Annotated in this window: 13 protein-coding genes; 4 read left to right on the top strand and 9 right to left on the bottom strand. The window is 65.0% G+C overall.

Translation table 11 applies throughout. From position 1 onward, the window contains the following. Positions 1-15: 15 nt before the first annotated feature. The 3 genes from IP68_RS09260 to IP68_RS09250 all read right to left on the bottom strand — a co-directional run bounded on the left by IP68_RS09260 (position 16) and on the right by IP68_RS09250 (position 3,102). Positions 16-891, bottom strand: a complete 876-nt coding sequence (locus tag IP68_RS09260) for a F0F1 ATP synthase subunit gamma (RefSeq protein ID WP_054134677.1) — start codon at positions 889-891, stop codon at positions 16-18. Between the two features lie 119 nt (positions 892-1,010). Continuing rightward, a complete protein-coding gene (gene atpA, locus IP68_RS09255; RefSeq protein ID WP_054134676.1) occupies positions 1,011-2,540 on the bottom strand; it encodes a F0F1 ATP synthase subunit alpha in 1,530 nt (509 codons plus the stop codon). Between the two features lie 7 nt (positions 2,541-2,547). Further along, entirely contained in the window at positions 2,548-3,102 is a 555-nt protein-coding gene (locus IP68_RS09250; RefSeq protein ID WP_054134675.1) for a F0F1 ATP synthase subunit delta, read from the bottom strand. Between the two features lie 265 nt (positions 3,103-3,367). Here IP68_RS09250 and IP68_RS09245 point away from each other — a divergent pair, with 265 nt between their 5' ends. From IP68_RS09245 to IP68_RS09235, 3 genes are all read left to right on the top strand, one after another. Beyond that, positions 3,368-5,116 (top strand): methyl-accepting chemotaxis protein, encoded by a 1,749-nt coding sequence (locus IP68_RS09245; RefSeq protein ID WP_054134674.1) that lies wholly within the window; start codon positions 3,368-3,370, stop codon positions 5,114-5,116. Positions 5,117-5,202: 86 nt separating this feature from the next. Next, positions 5,203-5,667, top strand: coding sequence for a DUF1203 domain-containing protein (locus IP68_RS09240; protein WP_054134673.1), 465 nt, complete (start codon positions 5,203-5,205; stop codon positions 5,665-5,667). Beyond that, on the top strand, positions 5,664-6,698 hold the full coding sequence (locus IP68_RS09235) for a bifunctional transcriptional activator/DNA repair enzyme AdaA (protein ID WP_054134672.1): 1,035 nt from the start codon (positions 5,664-5,666) through the stop codon (positions 6,696-6,698). The genes IP68_RS09240 and IP68_RS09235 overlap by 4 nt, the downstream gene beginning before the upstream one ends. A 16-nt stretch (positions 6,699-6,714) precedes the next feature. On the opposite strand, the gene IP68_RS09230 is transcribed toward IP68_RS09235, so the two are convergent. Both IP68_RS09230 and IP68_RS09225 read right to left on the bottom strand, forming a co-directional pair. Then, the gene (locus IP68_RS09230) at positions 6,715-8,253 is read right to left on the bottom strand and encodes a S1C family serine protease (protein ID WP_054134805.1); all 1,539 of its coding nucleotides are present in this window, start codon (positions 8,251-8,253) and stop codon (positions 6,715-6,717) included. Between the two features lie 33 nt (positions 8,254-8,286). Further along, entirely contained in the window at positions 8,287-10,452 is a 2,166-nt protein-coding gene (locus IP68_RS09225; RefSeq protein WP_054134671.1) for a primosomal protein N', read from the bottom strand. 172 nt (positions 10,453-10,624) lie between these two features. On the opposite strand from IP68_RS09225, the gene fsa reads away from it, so the two are divergent. Continuing rightward, positions 10,625-11,278 (top strand): fructose-6-phosphate aldolase, encoded by a 654-nt coding sequence (fsa, locus tag IP68_RS09220; protein WP_054134670.1) that lies wholly within the window; start codon positions 10,625-10,627, stop codon positions 11,276-11,278. A 24-nt stretch (positions 11,279-11,302) separates the two neighbouring features. Here fsa and IP68_RS09215 read toward each other — a convergent pair whose 3' ends face one another. From IP68_RS09215 to IP68_RS09200, 4 genes are all read right to left on the bottom strand, one after another. Continuing rightward, a complete protein-coding gene (locus IP68_RS09215) occupies positions 11,303-13,576 on the bottom strand; it encodes an EAL domain-containing protein (protein WP_054134669.1) in 2,274 nt (757 codons plus the stop codon). A 462-nt stretch (positions 13,577-14,038) separates the two neighbouring features. Next, positions 14,039-15,148 (bottom strand): cell wall hydrolase, encoded by a 1,110-nt coding sequence (locus IP68_RS09210; RefSeq protein ID WP_231683862.1) that lies wholly within the window; start codon positions 15,146-15,148, stop codon positions 14,039-14,041. A 177-nt stretch (positions 15,149-15,325) separates the two neighbouring features. Next, positions 15,326-16,321, bottom strand: a complete 996-nt coding sequence (locus IP68_RS09205) for a glycosyltransferase (protein WP_054134668.1) — start codon at positions 16,319-16,321, stop codon at positions 15,326-15,328. A 72-nt stretch (positions 16,322-16,393) separates the two neighbouring features. Next, positions 16,394-17,875 (bottom strand): MATE family efflux transporter, encoded by a 1,482-nt coding sequence (locus IP68_RS09200; protein WP_197275761.1) that lies wholly within the window; start codon positions 17,873-17,875, stop codon positions 16,394-16,396. Positions 17,876-17,894 lie beyond the last annotated feature (19 nt).

Raw genomic sequence — 17,894 nt, 5'->3', positions numbered from 1 at the left:
ATGTAACTGTTTGAATCACAGTGCTTCGGCACCGGCAATGATTTCGATGAGCTCGGTGGTGATCGCCGCCTGCCGGGTGCGGTTGTAAACGATCGTGAGGTCATTGATCAGCTCGCCCGCGTTGCGGGTCGCATTGTCCATCGCGGTCATCGAGGCACCCTGTTCGGATGCCGCGTTTTCGAGCAGCGCGCCGAAGATCTGCGTGGTGACGTTGCGTGGCAGCAGCTCGGCGAGAATTTCCTCCTCGTCGGGCTCGTATTCCATCGCAGCATCCGTTGCCGCCGCACCCCCTGCGGGGATCGCGACGGGAATGATCTGCTTGCCGATGGGTTCCTGCACCAGCGCCGAGCGGAACTTGGAATAGAACAGGTGCGCGACATCGAACTCGCCGCGTTCGTACATCGCGATCAGCTCGGCCGCGATCTCCTGAGCTTCGACGAAGCCCTGGTTCTTGAGCGCGGTCGTATCGAAATAGCGGTCGATCTGCTTGGGATACTCTCGCACGATGACCGCACGGCCCTTGCGACCCACCAGGTAGAAGCGCACGGTCTTGCCAGCCGCTTCGAGCTCACGCGCCTTGATGCGCGCGGCCTTGACGATGTTGGCGTTGAACGCACCACACAGACCGCGGTCCGACGAGGCGACGACGATCAGGTGAACCTGATCCTTGCCCGTGCCTGCCAGCAGCCGGGGGCTGGAATCGCTGATCGCGATCTTGGAACCCAGCGATGCCATCACGCGCTCCAGCCGCTCGGCATAGGGACGCGCGGCTTCCGCCGCCGCCTGCGCCTTGCGCAGCTTGGCGGATGCCACCATCTGCTTGGCCTTGGTGATCTTCTGGGTCGACTTGACCGAGGCGATCCGGCCCTTGAGTTCTTTCAGACTGGCCATGGTGTCCTAACTTCAAACCCTGTTCGGTCTCCCCCGCGAAGGCGGGGGGCCATCTCCTGCCGTTTCACCTCGCGCCACCGGCGGGAGATGGGCCCCTGCCTGCGCAGGGGACCAGCAGTTTATGCAAACGTTTTGGCGAATGCGTCGAGCGCAGCCTTCAGGCTGGCCTTGGCATCGTCGCCCAGATCCTTGGTGTCACGGATCGTGCCGAGCAGGTCGGCGTGATCGGTGCGCAGGAAGCTGAGCATTGCGGCTTCATATTCATTGACCCGGTTGACCGGGATGCTGTCGAGATAGCCGTTGGTGCCGGCATAGATCGACGCGGTCTGCTCTTCGAACGGCAGAGGGCTGTACTGGGCCTGCTTGAGCAGCTCGGTGAGACGCGCACCGCGGTTGAGCAGCTTCTGGGTCGAGGCGTCGAGGTCCGAACCGAACTGCGCGAACGCCGCCATTTCGCGATACTGCGCCAGCTCCAGCTTGATCGAGCCCGAAACCTTCTTCATCGCCTTGGTCTGCGCCGCAGACCCCACGCGCGACACCGACAGACCCACATTGATGGCCGGACGGATGCCCTGATAGAACAGGTTGGTTTCGAGGAAGATCTGGCCGTCGGTGATCGAGATCACGTTGGTCGGAATGTAAGCGGACACATCGCCCGCCTGGGTTTCGATGATCGGCAGTGCGGTCAGCGAGCCCGAGCCGTTGTCCGAGTTCATCTTCGCGGCGCGTTCCAGCAGACGTGAGTGCAGATAGAACACGTCGCCCGGATACGCTTCGCGGCCCGGAGGACGACGCAGCAGCAGCGACATCTGGCGATAGGCGACGGCCTGCTTCGACAGATCGTCATACACGATCAGGGCGTGCATGCCGTTGTCGCGGAAATATTCGCCCATGGTGCAGCCGGTGTACGGTGCCAGGAACTGCAGCGGAGCGGGCTCCGAAGCGGTCGCGGCGACGACGATGGTGTATTCCATCGCGCCCGATTCCTCGAGCTGGCGGACGATCTGTGCGACGGTCGAGCGCTTCTGGCCGATCGCAACATAGATGCAGTACAGCTTCTTGCCTTCATCGGTGCCGGCATTGGCCTGCTTCTGGTTGATGAAGGTGTCGATTGCGACGGCGGTCTTGCCGGTCTGACGGTCACCGATGATCAGCTCGCGCTGGCCGCGGCCGACGGGAACGAGCGCGTCGATCGCCTTGAGGCCGGTCTGCACGGGTTCGTGCACCGAGGTACGCGGGATGATGCCCGGCGCCTTGGTTTCTACGCGCATGCGCTTTTCGGCGACGATCGGGCCCTTGCCGTCGATCGGGTTGCCCAGGCCATCGACCACGCGGCCGAGCAGGCCCTTGCCGACGGGGACGTCCACGATGGTGCCGGTGCGCTTGACGACATCGCCTTCCTTGATCTCGGAGTCCGAGCCGAAGATCACGACGCCGACATTGTCGGCTTCGAGGTTGAGCGCCATGCCCTGCACGCCGTTCGAGAACTCGACCATTTCGCCGGCCTGGACGTTGTCCAGACCGTGGATGCGGGCGATACCGTCGCCGACGCTGAGCACGCTTCCGACTTCGGATACTTGCGCATCCGTGCCAAAATTGGCGATCTGATCCTTGATAACCTTGGAGATTTCTGCGGCACGAATGTCCATGAGAATGTTAGCCTTTCATCGCTTGGCTGAGCGTGTTGAGACGAGTCTTGATGCTGGAGTCGATCATCTGGCTGCCCATGCGGACAATCAGGCCGCCCAGGATGGACGGATCGACCTTGGCGGTGATCTTGATGCTGTGACCGGCGCGGTCTTTCAGCTGCTTGCGGATTTCGTCGATCTGCGTTTCCGTAAGCGGAAAGGCGGAGGTGACTTCTGCGGTCACTTCACCCCGGTGCGCGGCGACCAGCGTGTCGAAGGCGGCCAGGATGTTGGACAGCTGACCCAGACGGCGGTTGTGGGCGAGCACGCCCAGAAGGTTGCCGGTCATGGTGTCGAGCTTGAGCGTCGTGCTCAGCGCTTCCACCACCTTTTCGGCGGCGCCGCGGCTGATCGTCTGGCTCTTGGTCATGGCCGCGAAATCGGGCGATTCGTTGAGCGCGGCGCGCAGCGTCGCAACGCTCGCCTCCACGTCGGCAAGCTGCTTGTCGTCGCGGGCCAGCGAAAAGAGAGCGGAGGCGTAACGCCCCGCCAGACTGGCCTGTATCCCGCCGGAAATGTCCACGCGAATGCTTTCCCTTGCCGTGATGTTATTGTTGCAGGCTTGGTTGGAAAGGTCTGACCTCCCCACCTGTCGGCGCGGCGGTTAGCACTCATCATGTTGCATTGCAAGACGGGGACAAACATCGCTCGCCAAAGCTGGCGGCTCCACAATTTTGGTGGTTTGCGACAATTTGATGAAAGCGTCGTTTACCAAATCTTGGGACCGATCGGGCATTTTACATATCACGCGAAGTGTCGCCACGCATTCAACGGAACTGCCCGGATCTATGTCGAAAATCGTCAGCATGCGCAGGGATATGCTCCACCGGCTGGCCGGGCTGAGCGTTCATGCCAAGGTGCGCTTGGGGCTGACGGTGATGCTGGGCCTGATGGCGCTGCTCGCCGTCGGCGCGATCGGCGTTGTCGCGATGACGCAGTACACCACCAGCCACCTGATTTCAGGGCGAATCCAGCCGACGGTGCGGATGCAGGCGGTGATCGACGGCTATCGGGAATCGCTGGCGATATCGAGCAAGGTGGAATCGGGGGTGATGCCGCCTGCCAGCGGGGTGAGCGCGCTCGATGCGCTGGAGCGCAAGATCAACCGCAACTGGAACAAGCTCGAGGCAAGCGACTTTGCCACCGAGTTCAAGCCGCAGATGACAGAGCTGCGCTACAGCCGCGCGACCGCCGATGCGGCGAAGGCCAAGTTGCGCCGGTTGCTCGAAAACGAGGCGATCGAGGAGATGGACTATTTCATCTCCAACGATCTGCACCGCGGGCTCGACCCGATGTTGATCACCAGCCAGAACGCGATCGACGTCATGCGCCAGCGCGCGGTGCAGCAGCTGGGCTTTCTGCGAAGCGTCTATGTCATCGCGCTGGCGTTCTCCGCGCTGCTCGTGCTGGCCGGAGGGTTTTTCGTCCACTGGTGCGTGCGCTACACCAATCGCGACTTCCTGCTGCCGCTGACCGAGCTGGGGCAATATGCGCTGCCCGAAAATCGCGATGCGGTGACGGTGCGCGATCTGGGACTGCGGCGCCGCGACGAGATAGGTGCCATCGCGCGTGCCATCCACCGCTCGCACGCCAAGGCGGATCGTGCGCTCAAGGCGGAAAAGGAGCGTCAGGCGGCGCAGCTGCAGCTCCAGCGCGAGCAGATCGATCGCCAGCAGGAACGCGCACGGCGCGCGCTCGAGCTCGATCGGCTTTTCGCCAGCCACGAGGCGCGGCTGTCTGAACTGTCGGATAATCTCGCGCAGGCCGCCGTCGGCATGCGAGAGGGTGCGCAGATGATGAAGCGCAACGCGGCGCAGGCGCAGGACTACAGCATGTTCATCGCCGACAACGCGAATCAGGCGGCGCAATCGATGCAGGCCATTGACACCCATGGCCGCAGGCTTCAGCAGACCGGTGGCGAGGTGCGCGAGCTGGTCGCCGACAGCACGCGCAACATCTATGATGCGCACAACGCCAGCCAGTCGAGCCGCGATACGGCAGACCAATTGCATGCAGTCGCAGGCGAGATTTCGGACATTCTCTCGCTGATCACCCATATCGCCAAGCAGACCAATCTGCTGGCGCTCAACGCCACGATCGAGGCCGCGCGCGCGGGCGAGGCGGGCCGGGGCTTTGCGGTTGTGGCGCAGGAGGTCAAGAACCTTGCAAACCAGACCCAGCATGCCGCGGCATCGGTCGAGCAACGGCTGGGCAGCATCGCCAGCATGACCCGCGAGGTCTCCGGCACCATCGTCACTGTCGACGGCCATGTCGCCACGATCCGCCACAATGCCGACCGCATCGACCAGGCGGTTTCCGATCAGCACCGTGCCAGCAGCGACATCCTCAACGCGATCCGCGTGGTGCAGGGCGGCAGCCAGCAAGTGCTGGCACAGATGACCGAGCTCAAGGAGAAATCCTCTCGCGCCAACCTGTCTGCCGATGCACTCAGCCAGACCGCCGAGGACGTAGCGCGCCAGTCGCAGGAGCTGCGCGCGCAGATGCAGCAGCTGGCGCAGGCGGTGCGCTCGGCCTGACGGTTGCGGCTTTGACCGCACGATCCGGGACGCATCGCTCGGGCCCGCCCGATAACTATCGGACAACCCCATCAAGGAGTTGGTCCATGAGCTACGCGATTACCGGCCTTGCGCCGTCGTCCTTTTCCGATCTGTTCACCCTGTCCGATGCCGACCTTGCTGCCCGCAATGCCATGCGGGTGGAGGTCAGCGCGCACCCGGGCTTTCCCTGCCGGATCAGCCTCGAGGATGCCGCTATCGGCGAAACCGTGATCCTGCTGCACCATGTCAGCCATGATGCACCCACGCCCTATCGCAGCGCCTACGCCATTTATGTGCGCGATGTCGGCGCTGCAGCGGACTATCGCGACAGCCTGCCGCCGGTGATGCGGGGCCGGGCGCTGGGGCTTCGAGCGTTCGATGCCAAGGGCATGCTTCGCGACGCGCGCCTTGCAGCGCCCGGGCAGGCCGATGCAGCGATCCGGGGCCTGTTCGACAATCCCGCGATCGCCTATATCCACGCGCACAATGCGGCGCATGGTTGCTTCGTGGCGCAGGTCGACAGGGCATGACGATGGATGACACGATCGACGACATAGCCGCGTGGGACGCGGTACTGCGCCGCGACCGCGGGTTCGACGGCCGCTTCGTCACCGGGGTGTTGACCACCGGGATCTATTGCCGCCCGTCCTGCGCGGCGCGACATCCGGCGCGGGGCAATGTGCGCTTCTTTGCCGATGGCGCGGCGGCGCGCGCGGCGGGCTTGCGCGCCTGCAAGCGCTGCCTGCCCGACGATGTCGCACGCGACGAGGTTGCCGTGCTCAGCGCTATCAAGGCGATCCAGGCAAGCGAGGAACCGCTGGCGCTGGCGGCGTTGGCGGCAGAATGCGGCTATTCGCCCGCGCATTTCCAGCGCGTGTTCACCCGCCACACCGGCCTGTCGCCCGCCGCTTATGCCCGCGCGCTGCGCGAGGAGCGCGCGCGCGAGGCGCTCAGCCGCGAGCCCCGCGTGGTCGATGCGATCTATGAGGCAGGCTTCAGCGCGCCATCGCGCTTTTACGGATCGATGAAAGGACGGATCGGCATGGATCCTTCGGTATGGAAGAACAAGGGCGCGGGCGTCGATATCCACTGGACGCAAAGCCCGACCAGCCTGGGTCTGCTGCTGGTGGCATGGACCGACAGGGGCGTGTGCCGCCTGTCGTTCAACGAGGGGCCCGAAGCGCTCGCCGCACGCTTTCCTGCAGCCACGCTGCACAAGGCGGACACGGACGCCGCGACGATACTCGCCGGAGTGATCGCCGAGGTCGAAGCCCCTGCAACCGGCGCTGCCATCCCGCTCGATGTGCGGGGCACCGCGTTTCAGGAGGCGGTGTGGAAGGCGCTGTCCGAAATCCCGGCGGGCGAGACTCGCAGCTATGCCCAGATCGCAGCGAGTATCGGCAAGCCCAAGGCAGTGCGCGCGGTTGGGTCTGCCTGCGGGGCCAATCCGGTTGCGGTGCTGATCCCGTGCCACCGCGCGCTGCGCACCGATGGCACGCTGGGCGGCTATGCCTATGGCCTTGAGATCAAGACCGAGCTGCTCAAGCGCGAATCGGACTGACGCTCACCGGGCCGGTTCACTTGGCCGCCGGAGCCTTGGCGCTGCAGCTGTAGACCAGGATCTCGTTGGGCTGCGGGGGCAGCGCCTGGCGCAGCGCCTTTTGCATGTCCTCCAGATCGGCCATTGCATCGGCATTTGTGGTGCAGGCGTTGTTCGAATAGCGCGCGCGGATCTTGCGCGCGGTCTGCATCGCGCTCAGCCCCAGCTGGAAATTCTCGGTGCGGAATTCGCGGGTTTCGGGATCGAACCGGTTGATCGATACCGCCTGCTCCTCGTTGGGCACGAACACGCGGGTCCAGCCATCGGTGTCGCGGCCATATTGGGTACGGTCGTTGACGCAGCCCGTGGTGGTCCAGCCGATTTCCACAGGCTGCGGGCTGGTGCCGGTGATGCGGCTGCGTTCGGGCACGATCCGGCAGACATATTGGCCATCGGCAGACCCGGTCGCGGCACCTGGCTTGACGCCCTTGGCCTTGAGCGCGGCGATCGCCATGTCCTCGGCGCCGTCGAAGCCAGGGCGCAGCACCAGGCCGAGCGCGGCTGCCAGCACGAAGGCGCCGCCGATGCCGACAGCGATCTTGCGCCTTTCCAGGTCACCGCGTTCGTGCAGCACGAAGGTCGCGCCGCCCGCCATGCCGGCGAGCACCAGCATCAGCGCGACGAACGCGACATGGTTTTCGCGCGCGGCGATGATCGCATGTTCTGCCTCGCGCAGCGCGTTCTCTTCGAGATCGCGCCGCTCGGCCTTCTCGGCCAGTTGGCGCGCGCGCGCGGCCTGTTCCGCCTGCTCGGCGCGCTCGCGTTCCTCGGCGGAAAGTTCTGCGACCGAACGGCAGGGCGTATCGGCAAGGCGGTAGTCCACCTTGGCCGAGCGCAGGAAGGTGAACAGTTCGCGGTTTGAGACCGCAAAGCCATATTCGGCATCGTTTCCATCGGAGAGAGAGCCGAAGCTGTTGACGCCTGCAACGCGGCCGCACAGATCGACCAGCGGCCCGCCGCTGTTGCCCTTGGCGAGCGCGGCGGTGTGCAGGATGGTATCGAAATCGCGCGTCGTGCGTCCGCCCGAGATGACGCCGGGGGTCTTGACCGGGGCCATAGGCGCCACGGTTTCGCGCGCATCGAGCCCCTGGGCGCGATCAACCGCGGCAGGATAGCCGATCGCCATCACCTGCGCGCCATCGTCGAGCGGGGTGGCGAGCAGCGGCAGGCTGGGCAGGCGACCCTTTTCGACCTCGATCAGTGCCAGATCGTTGCGCACCGACAGCGCGGCCAGCTTGCCGCCATACGTGGTGGTGCCTTCGGACGGGATGATGCCGATGCGGATCGACGCATCCTCGCGCATCGGGGCGACCAGATGCGCGTTGGTGATAATCTTGTCGGGCGCCACGGCAAAGCCGCTGCCATGGCCGACATAGAAGGTTTCGCCATCCTCTTCGGCGACCAGCACCACGCGCACGACAGAGCGGCTGGCGGCCTGGATATCGTTGGGATCGGCGGAAAGCGGTGCCGCCAGCAGGGCCGCGCAGGCCGCGATGACGAGGGCGAAAAGGCGCATCGGGTTCATGGGGCCCATCTCATAACGGCCGTGTCAGACAAAGCTATAGGGATCGACATCGACCGCGACGCGCACCCCTGGCGGCCAGCGCATCGGGTCCAGCCATTGCCGGATGATCCGCTGCATCTCGACATTGCGCCGGGCGTGGACCAGCAGCCGGAAGCGGTGGCGCCCGCGCAGCAGCGAGAGCGGCGCAGGGGCGGGGCCATAGACCGCAAAACCATCGAGCTCGGGCGCGCTGGCGCCGGTCTGCCGCGCCGCATCGCGCGCCTCGTCATGGTCCTCGGACGAGATGATGATCGCCGCCAGCCGCCCGAACGGGGGGACATTGGCATCGCGCCGCGCCTGGGTTTCAGCGGCGTAGAACGCCTCGCGGTCACCCTGCACCAGCGCATCGATCACCGGCGCATCGGGGTGGCGGGTCTGCAGGAACACCTCGCCGGGCTTGGCGGCGCGACCGGCGCGGCCCGAAACCTGCGCGATCTGCTGGAAGGTGCGCTCGCCTGCGCGCAGGTCACCCCCCTCAAGCCCGATATCGGCATCGATCACGCCTACCAGCGTCAGGTCGGGGAAGTGGTATCCCTTGGTCACCAGCTGGGTGCCGATGATGATGTCGATCGCGCGCGCCTCGACCGCCGCGACGAATTCGGCCGCATTTTCGGGCGACCAGATGGTGTCCGATGTCACGATCGCGCGCCGCGCCTGGGGGAAGATCGCCGCGACCTCGTCGGCGATCCGCTCGACTCCCGGACCGCAGGCGACCAGGCAGTCACTCTCGCCGCATTCGGGGCAGGCGCTGGGCGAGGGTTCGGCATGGCCGCAATGGTGGCAGGCAAGCCGCCCCGATAGCCGGTGATCGACCATCCAGGCGCTGCAGTTGGGGCATTTGAAGCGGTGCCCGCAGTTGCGGCACAAGGTCAGCGGTGCATAGCCGCGGCGGTTGAGAAACAGCAACGTCTGCTCGCCACGCTCCAATCGTTCGCGCATCGCCTCGATCAGCGGCGGCGCGATCCACTGGCCGCGCGGCGGCGGGTTTTCGGTAAGGTCGATCAGCGCGATTCGCGGCAGCTGCGCGCCGCCATAGCGATGGGTGAGGGTGAGCGCCTCATAGCGCCCCGCTTCGGCCATCACCCGGCTTTCGAGCGCAGGCGTGGCGCTCGACAGCACCACCGGGCAGCCTTCGAACCGCCCGCGCATCACCGCGACATCGCGCGCATTGTAGCGCACGCCGTCTTCCTGCTTGAAGCTGGTCTCGTGCGCCTCGTCGACGATGATCACGCCCAGGTTGGCATAGGGCAGGAACAAGGCAGAGCGGGCGCCGACGATGATCCGCGCGTCGCCGGTGATGATCGCGTTCCATGCGCGCCGCCGCTCGGTCTGCTTGAGCCCAGAATGCCACGCAACCGGAGTGGTACCGAACCGCTTTTCGATCCGGGTGAGGAACGGCTGGGTCAGCGCGATCTCGGGGAGCAGCAGCAGCGTCTGCTTGCCCTGCCGCAGCGCCTGCGCCACCGCCTCGAAATAGACCTCGGTCTTGCCCGATCCGGTCACCCCGTCGAGCAGGAACGGCGTGGGTTCCGCTGCTGCCACCGCCTGCGCCAGCCTCGTCGCGGCCTCGCGTTGCTCGTCGTTGAGCACGGGCGTGATATGATCGGGGTCGGGGCGCGGATAGGGGCGATCGACGGGCACCTCGACCGCCTCGAACGCGCCCGATTGCACAAGCGAGCGGATCACACCTTCGGACACCTCGGCCAGTGCCGCCAGCTCGCGCACAGTTGCCTGCGCGCCTTCCAGCGCGTCATACGCCTTCTGCCGTTGCGGGGTCATGCGCACGGGCACCGACCCGTTCAGCCGGTATTCGGTGATCGCGCGGCCCGGGCCCAGCAGCGATCCGCTGGGCAGCGCCATCCGCGCGACGGCAGCGGGCGGGGCGAGGTAATAATCGGCGGTCCAGTCGATCAGGCGGCGAAGCGGCGCGGACAGGGGCGGTATGTCGTGCCGGGCTGCGACCGGACGCAACCGGCTGGCCTCGACCTCTTTTTCATCGAGCGCGCCTGCATCCCAAACGATCCCGTCGATCCGCCGCGGCCCGAGCGGCACCTGCACCACCGATCCGGCTGGCAGCTCCATGCCCGCAGGCACGCTATAGTCGAGCGGACCGATGGCTGAGTTGAAGAGGAGGACCCGAACGCGATTCATGGTGGGGTCTGCATAGGCGGTGAAGCAGCGTGCGTATAGCTGCGGCCAACTTTCTCCCTTCCCGCAAGCGGGAGGGGAGAGCGCGCGCCCTTATTCGGTTAACCCCATCGGCTCCCCGCGCTATAGCGGCGTCACGAATCGCACCCCATCCAGCCATCCGGAGCCCGCCGCCATGAAATTCTTCGTCGACACCGCAGACACCGCCGATATCGCCGATCTGGCCGCCACCGGACTGCTCGATGGCGTTACCACCAACCCGTCGCTGATCGCCAAGTCAGGCCGAGATTTCCTCGAGGTGACCAGGGAAATCTGCGCGCTGGTCGAAGGGCCGGTGTCGGCAGAGGTCGTCGCGCTCGACCATGAAACGATGATGAAAGAGGCCGAGATCCTGCGCAAGATCGCCGACAATGTCGCGATCAAGGTGCCGCTGACGCTCGACGGCCTGAAGACCTGCAAGAAGCTGACCGACGATGGCACCATGGTCAACGTCACCTTGTGCTTCTCGGCCAACCAGGCGCTGCTCGCGGCCAAGGCCGGCGCGACCTTCATCTCGCCCTTCGTCGGCCGTCACGACGACAACGGCTTCGACGGCATGGCGCTGATCGAGGACATCCGGCTGATCTATGACAACTATGCTTTCGAGACCGAAATCCTCGTCGCCTCGATCCGCCACCCGATCCATGTCCTCGAATCGGCCCGAATCGGCGCCGATGTCGCAACCATGCCGCCCTCGGTGATTCGCAGCCTGTTCAAGCATGTGCTGACCGACAAGGGCATCGAAGGCTTCATGGCCGATTGGGCCAAGACCGGCCAGTCTATCGGCTGAGCCAGCTCCCCGGGGCGGCCTGGTTCAGGCCGCCTTGGCCGGGCTGTAGCTCGCCAGATAATCGATCAGCGCTTCGTACGGCATCGGTCGTCCGATAAGATAGCCCTGCGCCTTGTCGCAGCCCATCTGCGCGAGCAGCTGCAGCGTTTCGCTGTCCTCGACGCCTTCGGCCACCACTTCCTCGCCCAGCGAATGCGCCAGCTCGATCGTCGAGTTGACCATGATGCGGTCCGAGCGGCTGGTGACCAGCATCTTGACGAAGCTGCGGTCGATCTTGAGCTCGGTCGCGGGGCAACGCTTGAGATAATCGAGCGTCGAAAAGCCCGTGCCATAATCGTCGATCGACAGCTGCAGACCTAGGCTGCGCAGGTCTTTCAGCTCCTGCATCGCCGCATCGGCGCTGGACATGGCGGCGGTTTCGGTGATCTCCAGGATCAGCCGCTCGGCAGGCAGGCCATGGCGGCGCAACGTCTGGATGACCATCGGCTTGAGATTGGCATGGCCGATCAGCCGCGGCGAGAGATTGACCGCCATGTCGAAGCGCTGGCCGTTGCTGTTCAGCTTGGCGGCAACCTGCACCGCGCGGTTGAGCACGTGGTCGGTGAGCTTCTCGATCCGGTCATGACGCTCGGCCGCGGTGATGAACTCTTCGGGGTTGATCGGGCCTTTTTCGGGATGCGTCCACCGCACCAATGCTTCGGCGCCGCAGATTTCGCCTGACAGCAGGTCGAGCTTGGGCTGGAACGCCACCCAGACTTCACCATTGTCGATCGCCGCGTCGAGTTCGCCTAGCATCGAGACGCGCCATTCGGTGGCCTCCAGCTTGGTCGGATCATAGACGCGCCAGTGCTCGCCCGCATTCTGCGCTTCCTGGCAGGCGAGCAGCGCGCTCGACATGCGGCTCTGTATGGTGCGGCCCGGATCGGCATCGACCCCGAAGGCGATGTTGAGATCGATCAGCCGGCCCGAGACATTGGCCGGGCTGCGGAAGATCGCGCTCAGTCCCGCGAGCTGGTCACCGACATTGTTGATGCCGGCCGCAGGCATCAGCCACATGAAGATGCCTTCGTCGCCCTGATAGACCTTGCAGCCGCCGTTGCCGAGCGTCAGCCGCATGATGATCTGGTCGACCAGCTCCTTCTCCGCGGCCGAAGGCAGCGCGGTGGCGGCTTCGGCGTAGTTGTGGATCCGCGCGGCGATCAGGCCATCCTGGCTGTCGAGCCCGGCAGCGCGCAGCGCATTGAGGTTGGGCTGGCCCGAGACCTCGTTGACCATGCCGCGCTCGTCGAAGGTCTGGCGGTGCAGCTTCCAGGCATGGTGGCCCATCGCACCCAGCATCAGCACCAAAGCGGGCATGATGTCGGCGTAGCGGCCCAGGCTTTCGAGCAGCAGCGGAAGGCCCACGGCGCACACTGGCAGCGTTGCGATCATCCCCAGCACCAGCTGGGTGCGCGATACCCGCATCAGCAGCGCCGATGTCAGGAACGCGACCAGGAATGGCACCCACCAGCCATAGGTCACCGGCGCTCCATCGAGCAGCGTCTCGGCAGCAAGCGCGGTGACGAACACGCTCGCCGACGGGCCCTGGCCCGGAACTGCATAGCGGTTGCCGATCCCGGTGGCATTGGTGCCGATGATGACATCGCGCCCGCGCAGCTGGTCGAGGCTGGCGCGGTTGTCCAGAACTTCGCCCGCGCTGACATAGGGCAGCGATTTCAGGCGGACGGCATAGTCGATCGGGAATGCCTCGCCGGGCTTGCCGGTCACGCCCGAAATGGCGGACGCGATCGAAGGGATGTCCTGGTTGCCGACCTTGTTGCTGTAGGGCATGTGCCAGGCGACGTTGAACCCGTTGGTACGGATGTTGGTGTTCACCAATCCAGCAACGGCACGCAGCGCTGCCGGCGGCAGCAGCTGCTCGCCGCTGTTGTCGGCAGCTTCCGGCGCGAAGTTGGCGGCGATATACACATGGCCGTTCATGCTCGCCATGGCATCGGCAAGCTGCGGCAGCTGCGGATCGTTGGCGGCGACGTTGATCGGAAAATCGAAGAACACCCGGCGTGCGCCGGCCTGCGACAGGCGGTCGATCATGTTGGCATAGCGCTGGGCCGACCATGGCCAGTCGCCGATCTGCTGCTGGGCGCGGCTGTCGATGCCGACCACGGCGATCTGGCCGGTGGCGTCGTGATCGCGCGCCTTGTTGCGGATCGCGCGGAACATGTCGTCGACGGGCTCGCCGAACTCGGCCAGCCCGAACAGCAATGCGGACACGAGCGACCAGATGAGCAAAATGCGCATCGGACGTGCCGTGTTCCTGCTGTTACGAGTGACGACTGGTTGCATGTGGTTACTTCCTCGTAAACCGTAATACCGCGCAGAGGGTTACCAAACTGCAAATTTGCCTCGTTCCGAGGGTATCGCGATCCCCCAATTCCAAGGGGTTTTCGCAGGTGCAGTCGGTGGCCCTTCCGTCCCCGCTCCGTTTAACCGGGGGGGGTGGGGCAGCGTTACTACCGTTTTGAAAAAATTATATTTTCTCTCCTTCGAAGATGCGCGCCTCGCAACCTTGTGCGGCCATCGCAGTCCCGCTGGCGAAGCGGAAGTCCCGATTTGGCACATTTGCCAGGTGCAGTTAATCTATCGATTACCGACATTAGACGCAGAAAGCCTAATCCGGCTTTGGCAAAACCGGTTGGCTGATATGCTTAATGCGTAAAGCATGCACGCCGCATCTAATTGGCGGCGGCTGGGCCATGACGTTCAGGTGCCCGGCTGGCGGATCCACTGGCCGCTGTTGCGGTATTCCGGGCGGATCTGGCTGTTGTCGGGCAGGTTGGATCCGCGGAACACAGCATCGCCGCCGCGCCGGACGACGTCGGGGGCGTAAGCCGGAGCCTGCACCGCGTTCAGCGACGGCGCGGTGGCGGGTGCTGCACGGCCCAGACGCTGCGCCTCCAGCGTCACGGCGTTGTCGGCCTCGGCCTTCAGGCGCGCGGCCTCATAGGCCTTGGCCAGCACCAGCGGGTCGAGCGGATCGACTGCGCTCGCCAGGATCAGCGTGCTGCGCGGCTTGGGGCCGGGGAAGGGTTCCGCGCCCAGATGCGACCTGACAAAGGCCATGCTGCGTCCGGCGGCGCCCTTCCAGCGATAGAAACGGTGCGCGCCGATGGTGCCGATGAAGTCAAGACTGGGCGCCCAATAGGGCGAAACTTCGGTGGTGTGGTAATGCGTCGCGGTGCCGACCGGGCGATAGACATAGCCCGACAGCGCGCGTTCCGCGACCCGGCGCGCGCGCGCCCAATAGACCTGGCTGGGTGCGCGCGCCATGGCACCATCGCAGCTGAAGCTGAACTGGCAGCCGGTTGCACGTTCGGATCCCTGATAGACCACGCCGCAGACGGTGTCGGGGTAGCTGGGGTGCATCATCCGGTTGAGCACGACCTGCGCGACCGCCTGCTGGCCTGCGTCCGGCTCCATCGCGGCTTCGTAATAGATGGCGGCGGTGAGGCACTGCAGTGCGCGGCCCTGATCGACCGGCGACCCGCGCAGCACCACGCCGCGCACGAATTCGCCACCCGAAAGCCCATCGGCAACGTCACCACTGAGCACGGCACGCGACGGCTGGACCAGCGATCCGGCATCGTCGAGATAGTAGAACGCAGAGCCAGGGAAGTTTTCGCCCGAATGCTCGAACGGCAATCCTTCGCGTGGCTGATATCGCGGGGCGGCCGCGTCATCCTCGCCGCGCTGTGCGCGAACGATCTGCGAGGCGCCCAGCGACAGCACCAATGCCAGCGCCAGCCATGCCACCCACTCGCGCAATCCCATCGCGGCGCTGAAACGCTTCATTCCGGTGGGGGCACGAGACATGATGGAGACGCGAATCCTGACAAGCGGTGGTGGGGGGGAAAGCCCTGAGCATGCCGCCTAGCGCAAATCGGTTACCAAATCTGCGGGCAATTTGCGCTGTCTCTGGACGGGACAGCCGATGTGACAGGAATTAACAATCCGGAAACACGCGAAAAAGCCAGGTTCGGACTGGCGCTTTCAGTAGCGGACAAGGTCGTAGGACAGGGTCAGCGCCTGCGGGATCATCCCCAGCTTGACCAGCCGTCCGGCAGTGCGCCAGAAGCCGTGCTTGGTGCCGCCCTCGCGCAGATGCGCCTGCATCAGTTCCAGCCCGCCGCTGGTCATCGCGTCGCGCGAATATTTGACGCTGTCGATCACTTCCAGGCGCATGCGTGCCCCGACACCCTGGGTGCCCAGCACCGCATCGATGGTGTCGAGCGAGGGCAGGGAGGTCGCGCCCTCGAACGGATCGGGCCGCCCGGCGCGGCGCTGCTGCGCTGCGTAGCGGGCGCAGGCCGCGCCGATCGCCTGCACCAGGATGTGCTTTTCGCTCACCTGATCGGGCGAGCGACGATAGAGGAACAGCCGGTCGCGCAGGTTCATCATGTCATGATGCTCGCTGACGCGCAGCCACAGGTCGTAGTCCTCGCAATGGCGGAATGCCGCGCGGTATCCGCCCAGCGCGCGGATAACATCGCGGCGCATCATCACCGAAGGATGGCAGATGCCGCTGGCGACCATCAGCCGCTCGCGAATGTCTTCGGGCTGCTCGGGATGGAAATCGCTGCACGGAAAGTAGGCGCCGTCTGCGTCAAGTTCGTCGGTGTTGGTGCCCAGCACCGCGATCTCGGGTCTTGCAGCCATTTCGGCGAGCTGCACAGCAAAGCGTTCTGGCCGCGAGACGTCGTCGCTGTCCATCCGTGCCACCAGCGACGCGCGTGCCTCTTCGAGCAGCAGGTTGAGGCTGGCGATCAGGCCGCGGTTTTCCTGATGGATCACCCGGATGCGCGAATCCTGCGCGGCATAGCGGTCGAGAATCGAGGCAGACGCGTCGCTCGAGCCGTCGTTGACGATCAGGAATTCAAAGCGCCCCTCGGTCTGGCCAAGGATGCTCTGGATCGCCTCGGCAACATAGCGCTCGGCGTTGTACACGCTCATCAGCACGGAAATGACAGGCGTGTCGGTCTTGTTCATGGCGTGACTGTAATCGTTAATCCGTTGGGTTGGGCGCCTAAATAACGTGAAGTCCCCTGCACGCAAAATGGGTTAACCTATATTTTTCTCGAGCTGCGCCAGCCGGTGTCGGACCAGCCAATAGCCGCCCAGCCCGAACAGCACCCCGCCGATCGCCTGTCCGATCAGCACGCCCGGTGCTCCGGCGACGGCACTACCCACCATCGCGAAAGGCAGCACGCCCAGCGTGTTGCGGCCCCAGTTGGTCCAGCTCGACCAGTTGGCGCGGTCCAGATTGTTGAAGCTGGCGTTGGAGATGAACAGCATCCCGTTGAAAAAGAACAACGGCACCACGATCCACGCAAAGGCGTGGATCAGCTCCATGCCACCTGCGGGCAGATCGAACACCCAGCCGATGCCATCGCTGCCCAGGATCAGCGCAGGCCAGATCAGGAGCGTGAAGCCTGCGGCGAACAGCACCGCGCGATCGATTGTGCCGCGCACCCTGTCGAGCTGGCCCGCGCCGTAATTCTGGCCGATGATCGGGCCGATCGATCCGGAGAGCGAGAACAGCAGGCAGAAAGCCAGCGGGATGATCCGGCCGATCACCGCATAGCTGGCCACCGATGCCTCGCCATATTCCGCGATCAGGCGAAAGGCGATGATCCCGCCGACCGGGGTCGCCAGATTGGTCAGCACGGCAGGCACCATGATCTTGCGGATATCCACCAGATTGGCAGCGAAGCTCTCGCGCGTCGGCATGGCAAAGCCGCCATAATGCCGCAGGATCGGCACGATGCCTGTCACTGCCATCAGCACGATCGAGATCACGGTCGCCCAGGCTGCGCCGACAAAGCCCCAGCCCAGGCCGAACATCAGCAGCGGATCGAAGATCGCGTTGCCTGCCGCCATCGCCAGCGTGGTGTTCATCGCGCGGCTGGCATCGCCATAGGCGCGCAGCAGCCCCGAACAGACCATGCCCACCACAGTGATCGGCCCGAACGGGGCAACGATGCGGATATAGCTGACCGCGGCATCCCTGGCCCTGCCGGTCGCCCCCATCATCTCGACCCATTGCGGCGCGAAGATCCAGAACACCAATGCGATCAGCGCCGCCATGGCAACGCCCAGCATCAGCACCTCGCCCAGCAGCGCACGCGTGGTTTCGCTGCGGCCCATGCCGATGCGGCGGGCAGCGAGCGCGCTGATTGTGATCATCAGCCCGATGTTGAGCGAGGAGTTGAGGAACAGTAAAGTGCTGGCAAAGCCGATCCCCGCGGTCAGCGACGGGTCGCCCAGCTGCGAGATGAAAAACAGATCGGCGAAATCGACCAGGAACAGCGCAAGCAGGCCGATGCTGGAGGTGAGCGTCATCACGGCGACGTGCCGCATCAGGCTCCCGGTGAGGAACTTGCCGGTGCCGACGGACCGTGCAGACGTTGGCGCGCGCGTGGGCGATGGGCCGCTGCTGCCCGATGGGGCAGGGGTCAGATCGGCGGACGATGCAGTGGAATCGGAAATGGCGGGTCGTCCGGTTGCGAATGCGGCGCGGGATGGCGCCGGGGCTTCTTGCATATAGGGCATTGCTGCCGAT

This window comes from Blastomonas sp. AAP25 (assembly GCF_001295965.1).
Lineage (GTDB): Bacteria > Pseudomonadota > Alphaproteobacteria > Sphingomonadales > Sphingomonadaceae > Blastomonas > Blastomonas fulva.
The sequence above is the reverse complement of the archived record's forward strand: the minus strand, read 5'-3'. Positions and strand labels throughout refer to the sequence as shown.

Excerpts from the sequence above, each read along its gene's own strand:
- IP68_RS09235 (WP_054134672.1), top strand. The coding sequence starts at position 5,664 with ATGACGATGGATGACACGATCGACGACATAGCCGCGTGGGACGCGGTA.
- IP68_RS09215 (WP_054134669.1), bottom strand. The coding sequence starts at position 13,576 with ATGCGCATTTTGCTCATCTGGTCGCTCGTGTCCGCATTGCTGTTCGGG.
- IP68_RS09225 (WP_054134671.1), bottom strand. The coding sequence starts at position 10,452 with ATGAATCGCGTTCGGGTCCTCCTCTTCAACTCAGCCATCGGTCCGCTC.
- IP68_RS09230 (WP_054134805.1), bottom strand. The coding sequence starts at position 8,253 with ATGCGCCTTTTCGCCCTCGTCATCGCGGCCTGCGCGGCCCTGCTGGCG.
- IP68_RS09240 (WP_054134673.1), top strand. The coding sequence starts at position 5,203 with ATGAGCTACGCGATTACCGGCCTTGCGCCGTCGTCCTTTTCCGATCTG.
- IP68_RS09245 (WP_054134674.1), top strand. The coding sequence starts at position 3,368 with ATGTCGAAAATCGTCAGCATGCGCAGGGATATGCTCCACCGGCTGGCC.
- IP68_RS09200 (WP_197275761.1), bottom strand. The coding sequence starts at position 17,875 with ATGCAAGAAGCCCCGGCGCCATCCCGCGCCGCATTCGCAACCGGACGA.
- IP68_RS09210 (WP_231683862.1), bottom strand. The coding sequence starts at position 15,148 with ATGTCTCGTGCCCCCACCGGAATGAAGCGTTTCAGCGCCGCGATGGGA.
- atpA (WP_054134676.1), bottom strand. The coding sequence starts at position 2,540 with ATGGACATTCGTGCCGCAGAAATCTCCAAGGTTATCAAGGATCAGATC.
- IP68_RS09205 (WP_054134668.1), bottom strand. The coding sequence starts at position 16,321 with ATGAACAAGACCGACACGCCTGTCATTTCCGTGCTGATGAGCGTGTAC.
- IP68_RS09260 (WP_054134677.1), bottom strand. The coding sequence starts at position 891 with ATGGCCAGTCTGAAAGAACTCAAGGGCCGGATCGCCTCGGTCAAGTCG.
- fsa (WP_054134670.1), top strand. The coding sequence starts at position 10,625 with ATGAAATTCTTCGTCGACACCGCAGACACCGCCGATATCGCCGATCTG.